Origin of the sequence: Micromonospora lupini str. Lupac 08 (genome assembly GCF_000297395.2) — a bacterium.
GTDB lineage: Bacteria > Actinomycetota > Actinomycetes > Mycobacteriales > Micromonosporaceae > Micromonospora > Micromonospora lupini.
The window spans coordinates 6130263-6145052 of the sequence record NZ_HF570108.1 but is presented as its reverse complement, the minus strand read 5'-3'; the positions used below and the strand labels follow the sequence as shown (position 1 = coordinate 6145052).

General features: G+C 72.4%; 9 protein-coding genes. All 9 read left to right on the top strand.

Translation table 11 applies throughout. The features are described from left to right. Positions 1-33 precede the first annotated feature (33 nt). The 9 genes from argS (at position 34) to rho (ending at position 14777) form a co-directional block, all read left to right on the top strand. Complete coding sequence (gene argS / locus MILUP08_RS29090; RefSeq protein ID WP_007464560.1) at positions 34-1707, top strand: arginine--tRNA ligase; 1674 nt, start codon at positions 34-36, stop codon at positions 1705-1707. 4 nt (positions 1708-1711) lie between these two features. Continuing rightward, positions 1712-3097 carry a diaminopimelate decarboxylase gene (gene lysA / locus MILUP08_RS29085; protein ID WP_007464557.1) on the top strand — a complete coding sequence of 462 codons (1386 nt, stop codon included), beginning with the start codon at positions 1712-1714 and terminating at the stop codon, positions 3095-3097. 8 nt (positions 3098-3105) lie between these two features. After that, positions 3106-4416 (top strand): homoserine dehydrogenase, encoded by a 1311-nt coding sequence (locus tag MILUP08_RS29080; RefSeq protein ID WP_039906792.1) that lies wholly within the window; start codon positions 3106-3108, stop codon positions 4414-4416. Between the two features lie 134 nt (positions 4417-4550). Continuing rightward, positions 4551-5600 carry a threonine synthase gene (gene thrC, locus MILUP08_RS29075; RefSeq protein WP_007464554.1) on the top strand — a complete coding sequence of 350 codons (1050 nt, stop codon included), beginning with the start codon at positions 4551-4553 and terminating at the stop codon, positions 5598-5600. A gap of 119 nt (positions 5601-5719) precedes the next feature. Next, positions 5720-9010, top strand: a complete 3291-nt coding sequence (locus tag MILUP08_RS29070; RefSeq protein ID WP_007464552.1) for an efflux RND transporter permease subunit — start codon at positions 5720-5722, stop codon at positions 9008-9010. 158 nt (positions 9011-9168) lie between these two features. Beyond that, entirely contained in the window at positions 9169-9984 is an 816-nt protein-coding gene (locus tag MILUP08_RS29065) for a polysaccharide deacetylase family protein (RefSeq protein ID WP_007464551.1), read from the top strand. 11 nt (positions 9985-9995) lie between these two features. After that, a complete protein-coding gene (locus tag MILUP08_RS29060) occupies positions 9996-11240 on the top strand; it encodes an MFS transporter (RefSeq protein WP_007464550.1) in 1245 nt (414 codons plus the stop codon). Positions 11241-11305: 65 nt separating this feature from the next. Next, complete coding sequence (thrB, locus tag MILUP08_RS29055) at positions 11306-12250, top strand: homoserine kinase (RefSeq protein WP_007464549.1); 945 nt, start codon at positions 11306-11308, stop codon at positions 12248-12250. 295 nt (positions 12251-12545) lie between these two features. Further along, a complete protein-coding gene (gene rho / locus MILUP08_RS29050) occupies positions 12546-14777 on the top strand; it encodes a transcription termination factor Rho (RefSeq protein ID WP_039906790.1) in 2232 nt (743 codons plus the stop codon). Positions 14778-14790 lie beyond the last annotated feature (13 nt).

Below are 14790 nucleotides of genomic sequence, written 5' to 3'. Positions count from 1 at the left end.
AGTGGCCGAGTCTACCCCCGATAACATGGTTGGGTGACTCCTGCAGAACTCGCCTCGGTCGTCCTCACCGCCGCCCACGCCGTCTTCACCGACCGTGGCCTGGATCACGCCGCGCTCCCGGAGCGCACGGTGGTGGAGCGACCGCGCAACCCCGAGCACGGCGACTACGCCTCGACGCTCGCTCTGCAGTTGAGCAAGAAGGTGGGCGTCCCGCCGCGCGAGCTGGCCACCGCCCTGGCCGACGAGCTGGGTCGGGCGCCGGGGATCAAGTCGGTGGAGATCGCCGGACCGGGCTTCCTGAACATCCGCCTCGACGCCGCCGCCGCCGGCCAGCTCGCCCGGCTGATCGTCGAGGCCGGCGCGGAGTACGGCCGCAGCGACCGGCTCGCCGGCGAGAAGATCAACCTGGAGTTCGTCTCGGCCAACCCGACCGGCCCGGTGCACATCGGCGGGGTCCGCTGGGCGGCCGTCGGCGACGCGCTGAGCCGGCTGCTGCGGGCCACCGGCGCCGAGGTGGGCACGGAGTACTACTTCAACGACGCCGGCTCGCAGATCGACCGGTTCGCCCGCTCGCTGCTCGCCGCCGCCAAGGGCGAGCCCGCGCCGGAGGACGGCTACGGCGGCGCGTACATCGCCGAGATCGCCACCGAGGTGCAGTCCCGCCGGCCGGAGGTGCGCTCGCTCGACGACGACGCCGCCCAGGAGGTCTTCCGGGTCGAGGGCGTCGCGCTGATGTTCGACGAGATCCGCTCGTCGCTGCGCGACTTCGGGGTCGAGTTCGACACCTACTTCAACGAGAAGGACCTGCACGACCGGGGAGAGCTGGACCTGGCGCTGGCCCGGCTGCGCGAGCAGGGCCACCTCTACGAGGCCGAGGGCGCCACCTGGCTGCGCACCACCGACTTCGGCGACGACAAGGACCGGGTGCTGCGCAAGTCCAACGGCGAGTGGACGTACTTCGCCGCGGACTGCGCCTACTACCTGGACAAGCGCGAGCGCGGCTTCGAGCGCGTCGTGATCATGCTGGGCGCCGACCACCACGGCTACATCGGCCGGATGAAGGCGATGGCCGCCTGCTTCGGCGACGACCCGGAGCGCAACCTGGAGATCCTCATCGGGCAGCTGGTCAACCTGCTGCGCGACGGCGCCCCGATGCGGATGAGCAAGCGGGCCGGCACGGTGATCACCCTGGAGGACCTGGTCGACGCCATCGGCGTGGACGCCTCCCGGTACGCGCTCGCCCGCTACTCCAGCGACTCGCCTATCGACATCGACATCGAGCTGTGGACGCGGGCGAGCCGCGACAACCCGGTCTACTACGTGCAGTACGTGGCCGCCCGGACGGCCAGCGCCGCCCGCCAGGCCGCCCAGGTCGGGCTCACCCGGGGCGACGCCGCGGCGTTCCGCCCCGACCTGCTCGACCACGAGAAGGAGAACGAGCTGCTCAAGGCGCTCGCCGAGTTCCCCGCCGTGGTCGCCTCGGCGGCGGAGCTGCGGGAACCGCACCGGGTCGCGCGCTACCTCGAGGAGCGCGTGTCGCAGGCGTACCACAGGTTCTACGACGAGCCGACCTGCCGGATCCTGCCGCGCGGTGACGAGCCCGTCACCGATGCCAACCGCGCCCGGCTCTGGCTCAACGACGCCACCCGTACGGTGATCGCCAACGGGCTGCACCTGCTCGGCGTCTCCGCCCCGGAGAGGATGTAGCACGATGCGCGCTCACGAGGCCGGTGCACTGCACGCGGACATCAGTCACCAGGGGCCGGCCTGGCTGCGTACCCCGGCCGACGTCAACGCCCTCGTGCCGGCGCTGTGGCCGCGGTCGGTGACGCGGGGGGCCGACGGCGCGGTAGCCGTCGCGGGCCTGAGCGTCCGCGACATCGCGGCCGAGTTCGGCACCCCGGTGTACGTCCTCGACGAGGCCGACCTGCGCTCGCGCTGCCGCGACTTCCGGGCGGCCTTCCCGACCGAGGACGTCTACTACGCAGGCAAGGCGTTCCTCTGCCGCGCGGTGGTGCGGATGATCGCCGAGGAGGGGCTGCACCTCGACGTGTGCACCGGCGGCGAGCTGGCCACGGCGCTGTCGGCCGGCATGCCGCCGGAGCGGATGGGCTTCCACGGCAACAACAAGTCGGTCGCCGAGCTGTCCCGGGCGCTTGACGCCGGGGTGGGGCGGATCATCGTCGACTCGTTCACCGAGATCGACCGGCTCACCGCGCTGGCCCGCGAGCGCGGGGTCCGTCCCCGGGTGCTGGTCCGGGTCACGGTCGGCGTCGAGGCACACACCCACGAGTTCATCGCCACCGCCCACGAGGACCAGAAGTTCGGCTTCTCGCTGGCCGGCGGCGCCGCCGCCACCGCCGCCTTCAAGATCCTCGACGAGGGCGTGCTGGAGCTGCGCGGCCTGCACTCGCACATCGGTTCGCAGATCTTCGACGCCAGCGGCTTCGAGGTCTCGGCCCGACGGGTGCTCGCCCTTCAGGCGCAGATCCGCGACGCGCGCGGGGTGGAGCTGCCCGAGCTGGACCTGGGTGGCGGGTTCGGCATCGCGTACACCACCCAGGACGACCCGGCGAACCCGCAGGACCTGGCCAAGCGCCTGCGCAAGATCGTCGACTCGGAGTGCGCGGCGGAGAACCTGGCCGTGCCGCACCTGTCGATCGAGCCGGGGCGGGCCATCGTCGGGCCGGCCGTGTTCACCCTCTACGAGGTCGGCACGGTCAAGGACCTGGACGGCCTCCGCACGTACGTGAGCGTCGACGGCGGGATGAGCGACAACATCCGCACCGCGCTCTACGACGCGTCCTACTCGGCGACGCTCGCCTCCCGGGCGTCGACCGCGCAGCCGTTGCTCGCCCGCGTGGTGGGAAAGCACTGTGAGTCCGGGGACATCGTGGTGAAGGATGAATTCCTGCCCGCCGACGTGCAGCCCGGAGATCTTGTCGCAGTGCCCGGCACCGGCGCCTACTGCCGGAGCATGGCCAGCAACTACAACCACGTGCCCCGACCGCCGGTCGTGGCGGTGCGTGACGGCCAGGCGCGTCTGATCGTCCGGCGGGAGACCGAAGACGATCTGCTGGCATTGGATGTGGGATGACGTCACCTGTGCGCTTGGCGCTGCTCGGCTGCGGCACGGTCGGCCAGGAGGTGGTTCGGCTGCTGCACGAGCAGTCGGCCGACCTGGCCGCCCGCATCGGCGCTCCACTGGAGATCGCCGGGATCGCCGTCCGCCGGCTCGGCCGCGACCGCGGTGACCTGCCTGTCGACGAGGACCTGTTCACCACCGACGCGCTCGGCCTGATCAAGCGCGACGACGTGGACGTGGTGATCGAGGTGGTCGGCGGGATCGAGCCGGCCCGGGGCTGGCTGGTCGAGGCGCTGCGGGCCGGCAAGAGCGTGGTCACCGCCAACAAGGCGCTGCTCGCCGAGGACGGCGTGGCCCTGCACGAGGCCGCGGCCGAGGGCGGGGGCGACCTCTACTACGAGGCGTCCGTGGCCGGTGCCATCCCGCTGCTGCGCCCGCTGCGCGAGTCGCTGCACGGTGACCGGATCAACCGGGTCACCGGCATCGTCAACGGCACCACCAACTTCATCCTCTCCGCGATGGACGCCACCGGCGCCGGCTTCGCCGAGGCCCTGGAAGAGGCCACCGAGCTGGGGTACGCGGAGGCCGACCCCACCGCCGACGTGGAGGGCTTCGACGCGGCGGCCAAGGCCGCGATCCTCGCCTCGTTGGCGTTCCACACCCGGGTCGGCGCGGCCGACGTGCACCGCGAGGGCATCACCGAGGTGACCGCCGCCGACATGGCCAGCGCCCAGGCGATGGGCTGCACGATCAAGCTGCTCTGCATCGCCGCGCGGGGCGTCGACCCGGCCGGCCGCGAGACGGTGAGCGTCCGGGTGCACCCGGCGATGATCCCGCGCAGCCATCCGCTGGCCAGCGTCGGCGACGCGTTCAACGCGGTCTTCGTCGAGGCGGACGCCGCCGGGCAGTTGATGTTCTACGGCCGGGGCGCGGGTGGCGCGCCGACCGCCAGCGCCGTGCTCGGCGACGTGGTGGCGGTGTCCCGCAACCGGCTCGCCGGGGTCCGCGCGGCCAGCGAGAGCGCGTACGCGGCCCTGGCGGTGCGGCCGATGGGCGAGGCGCTGACCCGCTACCACGTGAGCCTGGACGTGGCCGACCGGCCGGGTGTGCTGGCCGCGGTGGCCGGCGTGTTCGCCCGGCACGACGTGTCGATCGCGACCGTGCGGCAGGGCTCCGCGGGCGGGGCGCCCGGCCGGGACGGCGACGCCGAGCTGGTCATCGTCACCCACGTGGCGCCGGACGCCGCGCTCGCCGCGACGGTGGTCGAGCTGCGCGGCCTGGACATTGTCCGATCGGTGACGAGTGTGCTGCGGGTCGAGGGCGGCGCGTGAGTCGTTGAACCCTCGGGGCGGCTCGCCCGTCCCGACAGGTGGGTAACCCGGGGTCTGCCATCGATGGCTGCGGCAGGGTGGTCCAGGGTGCCTGATGCTCGGGTCGGTGCACAGGTAGAGGCGAGGAGAGCGACATGTGGCGGGGTCTGATCGAGGCGTACCGGGACCGGCTGCCGGTCACCGCGGCCACGCCGGTCGTCACGCTGCACGAGGGGAACACCCCGCTGCTTCCGGCGCCCGTGCTCTCGGCCCGGATCGGCTGCGACGTCTACCTCAAGGTGGAGGGCGCCAACCCGACCGGCTCCTTCAAGGACCGGGGGATGACCCTCGCGGTCTCCAAGGCGGTCGAGGCCGGCAACAAGGCGATCATCTGCGCGTCCACCGGCAACACCAGCGCCTCCGCCGCGGCGTACGCGGCCCGGGCCGGGCTGACCTGCGCGGTGCTGGTGCCGCAGGGCAAGATCGCGCTGGGCAAGCTGGCCCAGGCGCTTGTGCACGGGGCGAAGCTGCTCCAGGTGAGCGGCAACTTCGACGACTGCCTCGCGCTCGCCGCCAAGCTGGCCCAGGATCACCCGGTCGCGCTTGTCAACTCGGTGAACATCGACCGGCTGCACGGCCAGAAGACCGCCGCCTTCGAGATCGTCGAGGCGCTCGGTGACGCCCCCGACATCCACTGCCTGCCCGTCGGCAACGCCGGCAACATCTCCGCGTACTGGATGGGCTATTCCGAGGAGCACGCCGCCGGCGCCGCCACGCGGGCGCCGAAGATGTACGGCTTCCAGGCGTCCGGGGCGGCGCCCATCGTGACCGGCCAGGTGGTGCCGGAGCCGTCGACGATCGCGACCGCCATCCGGATCGGCAACCCGGCGAGCTGGACCAAGGCGCTCGACGCCCGGGACGCCTCCGGTGGCCTGATCGCGGCGGTGACCGACCGGGAGATCCTCACCGCGTACCGGCTGCTCGCCCGCGAGGTGGGTGTCTTCGTCGAGCTGGGCAGCGCGGCCAGCGTGGCCGGCCTGCTCCAGCAGGCCGCGGTGGGTGCGGTTCCGGCCGGCTCGACGGTGGTCTGCACGGTGACCGGCCACGGCCTGAAGGACCCGGAGTGGGCGATCTCCACCGCGCCCGCCCCGGTGACCATCGGGAACGACCCGATGGCTGCGGCCCGCGCTCTCGACCTGGCCTGAGAGCGGTAGCGCTCGGCGGCGGTGGGACGCCGCCGGGGGCGGCGGGGGCTCTGGTGATCGAATCCGGCACACTTTCACCTATCCCCGCCCGCATTCTCTTCCAGGAGTGAGCCAGGCCGATGTCGCTGCTCGCCAGATTCAGCCTCGCCAACCGAGGGCTGGTCGCCCTCATCGCGGTGGTGATTACGGCGTTCGGAGCGTTCGCCGTGCCGTCGCTGAAGCAGCAACTGCTGCCGTCGCTCGAGTTCCCGGCCGCGTTCATCGTGGCCGCCTATCCCGGCGCCGGCCCCGAAATCGTCGAGTCGCAGGTGACCGAGCCGATCGAGAACGCCCTGCAGGGCATCCCCGGGCTGGACAAGGTCACCTCCACGTCCCGCGAGGGGTCGGCCACGGTCCAGGTGCAGTACGAGTTCGGCACCGACCTGGACGACGTGGTCAACAAGATGCAGACCGCGCTGAGCCGGATCGACGCCCAGCTGCCGGAGAGCGTCGACCCGCAGGTCATCGCGGGAAGCACCGACGACCTGCCGGCGGTGGTGCTGGCCGCGGCCGGCGGCGCCGACGAGCGGGCGCTCGCCGAGAAGCTGCGCGCGACCGTGGTGCCGGAGCTGGAGGGCATCGAGGGCGTCCGTACGGTCGAGGTGACCGGCACCCGCGACGACGTCGTGGTGGTCACCCCGGATCCGGCGAAGCTGGCCGCGGCGAAGGTCCAGCCGACCGCGATCGGCGCCGCGTTGAAGACCAACGGCGTGTCGGTGCCGGCCGGTGCGGTGACCGACGGCGGCCTGGCCCTCCCGGTGCAGGTCGGCACGCCGGTCGCCACCCTGGACGACCTGCGCGGCATCGTCATCGCGCCCGGCGCGGCCCCGGTCCGTCTCGGTGACGTGGCGGCTGTGGAGCGGCAGCTCGCCCCGGCCACCGCGATCACCCGGACCAACGGCAGGGACAGCCTCGGCATCGCCGTCACCGCGGCACCGGACGGCAACGCGGTGGAGATCTCGCACGAGATCCGGGACCGGCTGGCCGACCTGAAGGACGCCTCCGGCGCGGAGCTGACAGTGGTCTTCGACCAGGCGCCGTTCGTGGAGAAGTCGATCGAGTCGTTGACCACCGAGGGCCTGCTGGGTCTGCTGATGGCGGTCATCGTCATCCTGGTCTTCCTGCTGTCGGTGCGCTCGACCGTGGTCACCGCGGTCTCCATCCCGCTCTCCGTGCTGGTGGCGCTGCTCGCCCTGTGGATCGGCGACTACTCGCTCAACCTGCTCACCCTCGGCGCGTTGACAATCGCGGTGGGCCGGGTGGTGGACGACTCGATCGTGGTGTTGGAGAACATCAAACGGCACCTGGAGTACGGCGAGGAGAAGCGGCAGGCGATCGTCACCGGTGTCCGCGAGGTGGCCGGCGCGGTGACCGCGTCCACCCTCACGACGGTGGCGGTGTTCGCGCCGATCGCGCTTGTCGGTGGCTTCGTCGGGCAGCTCTTCGCGCCGTTCGCGATCACGGTGACGGTGGCGCTGCTCGCCTCGCTGCTCGTCTCGCTGACCGTGATCCCGGTGCTGGCGTACTGGTTCCTCAAGCCGCGCGGCGGCACCGTCGACGACGAGGCGGTGCGCCGCGAGGCCGAGGAGAAGGAGCTGCGCAACCCGTTGCAGCGGGCGTACCTGCCGGTGATCGGGTTCGCCACCCGCAAGCGGTCGACCCGCTGGATCACCGTCGGGCTGGGCCTGCTGGTGCTCTTCGGCACCTTCGGGTTGGCGCAGAAGCTGGAGACGAACTTCCTGGACGACTCCGGTCAGGACACGCTCAGCTTCCGGCAGGAGCTGCCGGCGGGCAGCGGCCTGGCCGCCACCGACGCCGCGGCCAAGCAGGTCGAGGCGGTCCTCGGGCGGGTCGGCGGGGTCGAGACGTACCAGGTGACCGCCGGTGGCGGCGACACCCCGTGGGCGGGCGGCGGGGGCAACAACGTCGCGAGCTGGTCGTTGGCGCTCGACGGCGACACCGACGCCAAGCAGGTACGTGAGGAGCTGCGCCGGGAGTTCGACAAGATCGGCGCCAGCCTGGGCGAGGTCAGCTTCAGCGGTGGCCAGGAAGCCTCGACCAGCCAGCTGGAGGTGGTCGTCCAGGCCAGTGACCCCCAGGTGCTGACCCAGGCCGCCGAGGCGGCCCGGACGGCGATGGCCGGTGTCCCGGACGTCGAGGACGTCACCACGAGCCTCGCCGAGCGGGTGCCGAGGGTCGACGTGACAGTCGACCGGGTCGCCGCCGGCCGGGTCGGTCTCACCGAGGCCGCCGTGGGTCAGCTCGTGTCGCAGGCGTTCCGTGGCGCTCCGCTGGGCCAGGTGGCGCTCGACGGTCGCCAGCAGGACGTGGTGCTGCGGCTGAGCGCTACCGCGCCGGTGTCCCTGGAGGAGCTTCGGGCCCTTCCGGTCGGGCCGGTGAAGCTGGACGACATCGCGGACGTCACCCAGGCCGAGGGGCCGCAGCAGGTCACCCGGATCGACGGTGAGCGCAGCGTCTCGGTGACCGGCGCCGCGACCGGTTCGAACCTGGGCGCGACCACGAAGGAGCTGCAGAAGCGGCTGGACGGCATCGACGTGCCGGGGGCGACCTTCACCATCGGTGGGGTCAGCGCCGATCAGGCGGACGCCTTCGGCGACCTGGGCCTGGCGGTGCTGGCCGCCATCGCGATCGTGTTCCTGATCATGGTGGCCACGTTCCGGAGCCTCACCCAGGCGTTGATCCTGCTGATCTCCATCCCGTTCGCGTCGACAGGCGCGATCGGCCTGCTGCTGGCCACCGGGACGCCGCTGGGAGTGCCGGCGCTGATCGGTGTGCTGATGCTCGTCGGCATCGTGGTGACCAACGCGATCGTGCTGCTCGATCTCATCAACCAGTACCGGGCGCAGGGCATGGGGGTCCGGGAGGCGGTGGTCGAGGGTGGCCGGCGTCGGCTGCGCCCGATCCTGATGACCGCGGTCGCGACGATCTTCGCGCTGCTGCCGATGGCCCTCGGGTTGACAGGTGAGGGCGGCTTCATCTCGCAGCCCCTGGCGGTCGTGGTGATCGGCGGCCTGCTCAGCTCGACGCTGTTGACGCTGATCCTGGTGCCGACGCTCTACACGATGGTGGAGCGCACCAAGGAGTCGCTGCGGGAGCGTCGTCGTCGGCGGCGCTCCGGCGACCCGGAGGTGACCGGGCCGACCGGGTCGGAGGGCGTCGAGCCGGACGGCCCGAACCAGGTGGCCGTGCCGACGGGTGCACCGGCGGCGACGCCGGCCGACGGCACGCAGCCGGCGGCGGCGCGTTCCGCCCCGTCGGGCGCACTGGTGGACGGCACGGACCAGTTCGAGGTGCTGCGGCTGCCCCGTAGCCGCACCTCGCCGCTGCCTCCGTCCGAGCCGACCGAGTAGTCGGACGACATCCCGCAACGCCCCCGGCAGGCTCGCCTGCCGGGGGCGTTCGGCTGTGCCGCCCCGAAAACTCCATCGGTCGACGGGCACTGCACCTTGCGTCACATCTTGCATACTCCAGGTAGGCGTGGTGAGGTGGCGGCGGGCGGAGCGGGCGGATGACGGAGAGCGCGCACGGCTGGTCCCGGCGCGATCTGCTGCGCCGGGGGGCTCTGGCGGTGACCGGGGCGGCCGCCGGGGCGGGCGCCACCGACGCCTGGTTCACCCATCGGCAGCTGCCGCTCGCCGGCGGCCCGGCCAGCGCCACGGTCGGCAGCGGGCCGCAGGACGTCGGCGCCGGCGCGGTGCCGGTCATCTGGTCGGGGTCGACCACGCAGCGGCTGGTCGCGCTCACCTTCGACGACGGTCCGGCGCCACAGTGGACGCCCATGGTGCTGGACACCCTCGCGCAGCACCGGGTGCCCGCGACGTTCTTCCTGGTCGGCGCCCAGGTCAGGAAGCACGCCGACCTCGTACGCGACAGGCTCGCCGAGCACGAGGTGGGCAACCACAGCTGGGCGCACCGGGACCTGGCCCGGCTGGACGCCGCAGAGGCGTACGACGACCTGCACCGCAGCCACGACGCGATCGCCGCCGTGACCGGCAGGCCGCCCCGGCTGGTCCGCCCGCCGTACGGCCACCTGGGTGGAGCGGTGCTGCACGCGGCAGCCCGGTTGGACTACCGGCTGGTGCTCTGGTCGGCGCAGATGGTGGAGCGGGAGTTTCCCGACGACCCGGCCGGCCACGCCCGACGGATCGTGGCCGGTGTCCGGCCGGGGACGATCGTGCTCGGGCACGACGTGGGTGACCGGCGACGTCTGGTCGCGCTGAACGGCCTTCCGGACATGATCGCCGGGCTGCGGGCGCGCGGCTACACCTTCGTCACCGTCTCGGCGCTGCTGGGACCCGGTGTCGCCCCCACACCGACCGGGTAGGGTCCCGCTCCGTGGCGTCCACCCTTTCGGTCCTCACCGGCAATCGGAGCTTTCGTAACCTCTTCCTCGCCGAACTGGTGGTCTTCGGCGCCGACTGGTTCGTCATGGTGCCGCTGCTGGTGCTGCTGCCCCAACTGACCGGCAGCGGGGTCTGGGGCGCACTCGTGCTGGCGGTGGACACCGGCATCGTGGCGCTGTTGCTGCCGTACACCGGCACGATCGCCGACCGCTTCGACCGCCGGAAGATCATGATCGCCGCGAACGTGGCCGCGCTGGCCGGGGTGCTGCTGCTCCTCGGCGTCCGCAACCGCGGTACGGCGTGGCTGGCGCTTGTGGCGATCGGGGTCGTCGCCGTCGCCAAGGCGTTCTACTCGCCGGCGGCCCAGGCCGCGCTCCCGAACGTGTTGGAGCCGCACGAACTGGCCGCCGGTAACGCCGTGGCCGGCTCCGCCTGGGGCACGATGACTGTGGTGGGCGCCTCGCTGGGTGGCGTGCTCAGCTCGGCTGCCGGCCCGTACGCCTGCTTCTGGGTGGCGGCGGTGGGCCTGGCGCTGGCCGCGGGCCTCGCCACCCGGATCCGCAGGCCCCTGCAGGCGGCCCGCGACCCGGAGCTGCCCGCGCAGCGGACCTGGTCGGCGGTCCGCGAGGCGCTCGGCTACATCGGGCACCGGCCGCGGGTGCTGGCGCTGGTCACGGTCAAGTCGGCGGTCGGCCTGGGCAACGGTGTGCTGACCGTGTTTCCGCTGCTCGCCGGCGTCTACGGGGTCGGGTCGCTGGGCGCCGGCCTGCTCTTCGCGGTCCGCGGCGCCGGTGCCCTGGTCGGGCCGATCCTGATGCGTCGGGTGTTGACCAACCGGTCCTGGCTGCTGCCCGGGCTCGCGCTGTCCATGTCGCTCTACGGGTTGTCCTACCTGGGTACGTCGGTGGTCCGCTGGTTCCCGCTGGTGCTGCTGCTGGTCTTCGTGGCGCACTTCGCGGGCGGCAGCAACTGGGTGATGTCGAACTTCGCCCTCCAGGGCGAGGTGCCGGACCGGCTGCGCGGGCGTGTCTTCGCCACCGACATGATGCTCGCGACACTTGCCATCTCGGTGAGTCAACTGGCGGTGGCCCTGGTGGTGGACGTGGTGGACGAGCGGGTGGTGCTGGCCGGCTGCGGGCTGGTCACCCTCGTGTACGCGGTCGGCTGGCGGATCGCCACCCGCCGGCTGTCGCTTACCGACCCGGCCACCGAGCCGGTTCCCGACCCGGCCGGCTGAGACCCGGCGGTCCCAGGGTGCGGGCGGCGGGCCGGATCGTCGGTGCCGGGCCCTAGCATGAGCGCGTGCCGACGAACTTCACCGCCGGGCCGGTCCGGGTCCGGGTCCCCGCGACCAGCGCCAATCTCGGTCCGGGCTTCGACGCGCTGGGGCTCGCCCTCGGGCTCTACGACGATCTGGCCGCCGAGGTCACGCCCGCCGGTGTCCAGGTGACGGTCACCGGGCAGGGCGCGGGTGAGCTGCCGGACGACGACCGGCACCTGGTGGTGCGTGCCATGCGTGCCACCTTCGACGTTCTCGGCGCGCAGCCCGCGGGCCTGAGCGTCGAGTGCGTCAATCGGATTCCGCAGGCGCGCGGCCTGGGGTCGTCGTCGGCCGCCATCGTCGCCGGAGTGCTGCTGGCCCGTGCCCTGGTCGCCGATGGCGAGCACCGGCTCGACGAGCCGGGCGTGCTCCGGCTCGCCGCCGAGATCGAGGGCCATCCCGACAACGTCGCGCCGTGCCTGCTCGGCGGTTTCACGGTGGCCTGGTCCGAGCCGAGCGGTGCTCGCGCGGTGTCCCTGCCGGTCGCCTCCGGCGTACGACCCACGGTTTTCGTGCCGGCCGAGCGCGGCCTGACCGCCACCGCACGGGCGGCGCTGCCGGCCACCGTGCCACACGCCGACGCCGCGTTGACCGCGGGGCGGGCGGCGTTGCTGGTGCACGCGCTCACCACGGACCCGACGCTGCTGCTGCCGGCCACCGTCGACCGCCTCCACCAGGATTACCGGGCACCCGGGATGCCGGGCACATCTTCCCTGGTCAACGCGTTGCGAGCGGCAGGTGTGGCGGCTGTGGTCAGTGGGGCCGGGCCGAGCGTGCTGGCGCTCAGCGAGCCGCCGCGGAGCCTCGACGCGGGAACAGACTGGCAGATCTGGCAGTTACCGATAGACGTCAGCGGTGCCCGGGTCGCCCGGGGTAGACTGGGACACGCCGAGCGGGACCCTGTTGCCGCAGGTCGGAAGAGTTGATTACGCTCTAGACCTAGCACAGCCGCGAAGCACGCGATCTCCTGCGGGGCGGCGCACCCCCGAAGCTCTCGGCGGTCAGCCCGTCACCCCTGCCAAGGCCCACGCCGCACCGCAGTTTCCACAGGTCGCCGCAGACGGCGAGACCTGCTCACCGACGTTTGGTGGGTCGGGAAACCACCGGCTGCTGTGTCACAGACTCCCGCGACGCGTCCTTGCGAGGCGGGTGCACCGAGGCCGCCCGGCCACCTGAGCTCCGACTCCGGGCAGTCCCGGCCTTATCGAGGGAAGGAATCCATTGAGCGACACCACCGACGTGACGTCGGATGTTTCCAACGTCGCTGGCGATGCCACCGCTGCCGCTCCCGCCCGTCGTCGGCGCAGCGGCACCGGTCTGTCGGCGATGCTGCTGCCAGAGCTGCAGAGCCTGGCTGCGTCGCTCGGCATCTCCGGCACGGCTCGCATGCGCAAGGGTGAGCTGATCGCCGCGATCTCCGAGCGGCAGGGCGGCAACGCCGCCGGGACCCCTCGACCGCGAGCCGAGGTCGCGGCTGCGGCCGCACCGGCCCGTGAGGAGGTGCGGGAGACCGTGGATCGCCCGGCGGCCGAGAGTCGCAGCACCGACCAGACGCCGGCCGAGCCGGCTGCCGCGACCGAGGGCCGTGGCCGTACCCGGCGCAGCCGGACCGCCCCGGCCGAGGCGCGTACCTCCGAGGCGCGTTCCTCCGAGGCGCGTTCCTCCGAGGCTGGCACCTCCGAGCCGCGCGCTGCTGAGGCGCGTTCCTCCGAGGCGCGTTCCTCTGAGGTCCGTTCCTCCGAGGTCCGTTCCTCCGAGGCCCGCACCGACGAGGTGGAGGCCGGCGAGCGGCCCGACCGTGGCGAGAACCGCCGCGACCGCGCCGAGCGCAACGACCGCGCCGAGCGCTCCGACCGCGGTGAGCGGGCCGAGCGCAACGATCGGGGCGAGCGTGCCGACCGGGGCGAGCGGGCCGACCGCAACGATCGGACCGACCGCAACGAGCGCGGCGAGCGTGCCGACCGGGGCGAGCGCACCGAGCGGGGCGAGCGGACCGAGCGCAACGATCGGGGCGAGCGTGCCGACCGCGGCGAGCGCGCCGAGCGCAACGACCGGGGCGAGCGTGCCGAGCGGGGCGACCGTAACGACCGCAACGACCGTGGCGAGCGCGCCGACCGTAACGACCGTTCGGAGCGCGCCGACCGCAACGACCGCGGTCAGCGTGTCGAGCGGGACAGCGACGACGACGACGGTGAGGGCGGCGGTCGGCGTGGCCGGCGCAGCCGCTTCCGCGACCGTCGGCGTGGCCGTGGCGAGCGGGCGGAGACCGGTGGTGACACCGGTGGCCGTGAGCCGCAGGTCGGCGAGGACGATGTGCTCGTCCCCGTGGCCGGCATCATCGACGTGCTCGACAACTACGCCTTCGTGCGGACGACCGGTTACCTGGCCGGCCCGAACGACGTGTACGTCTCGATGTCGCAGATCAAGAAGTACGGTCTGCGCCGCGGTGACGCGATCACCGGCGCGGTGCGTGCGAACCGCGAGGGCGGCAACACCGGTGACCAGCGGCGGGACAAGTACAACCCGCTGATGCGGCTGGACACGATCAACGGGATGGAGCCGGACGAGGCGCGGCGGCGGCCGGAGTTCTACAAGCTCACGCCGCTCTACCCGCAGGAGCGTCTGCGGTTGGAGACCGAGCCGCACATCCTGACCACCCGGGTCATCGACCTGGTCATGCCGATCGGCAAGGGCCAGCGGGCGCTCATCCAGTCGCCGCCGAAGGCGGGTAAGACGATGGTGCTCCAGGCGATCGCAAACGCGATCACCCGGAACAACCCGGAGTGCCACCTGATGGTGGTGCTTGTCGACGAGCGGCCCGAAGAGGTCACCGACATGCAGCGGTCGATCAAGGGCGAGGTCATCGCGGCCACGTTCGACCGTCCGCCGCAGGACCACACGACGGTGGCGGAGCTGGCGATCGAGCGGGCCAAGCGCCTGGTCGAGCTGGGCCACGACGTCGTCGTGCTGCTCGACTCGGTGACCCGGCTCGGTCGGTCGTACAACCTTGCGGCGCCGGCCAGCGGCCGGATCATGTCGGGTGGTATCGACTCCACCGCGCTCTACCCGCCGAAGCGCTTCCTCGGCGCGGCCCGCAACATCGAGAACGGCGGGTCGCTGACCATCATCGCCACGGCGCTGGTGGAGACCGGGTCCATGGCGGACACGGTCATCTTCGAGGAGTTCAAGGGCACCGGCAACGCGGAGCTGAAGCTGGACCGGAAGATCGCCGACAAGCGCACCTTCCCGGCCATCGACATCAACCCGTCCGGCACCCGGAAGGAAGAGGTCCTGCTCGCGCCCGAGGAGCTGGCCATCATCCACAAGCTCCGGAAGGTGCTGCACTCGCTGGACTCGCAGGCGGCGATGGATCTCCTGCTGGACCGGCTCAAGCAGTCCCGCACCAACATCGAGTTCCTGATGCAGATCGCGAAGTCCACGCCGGGGGAGTAACCATCCCCGGGTG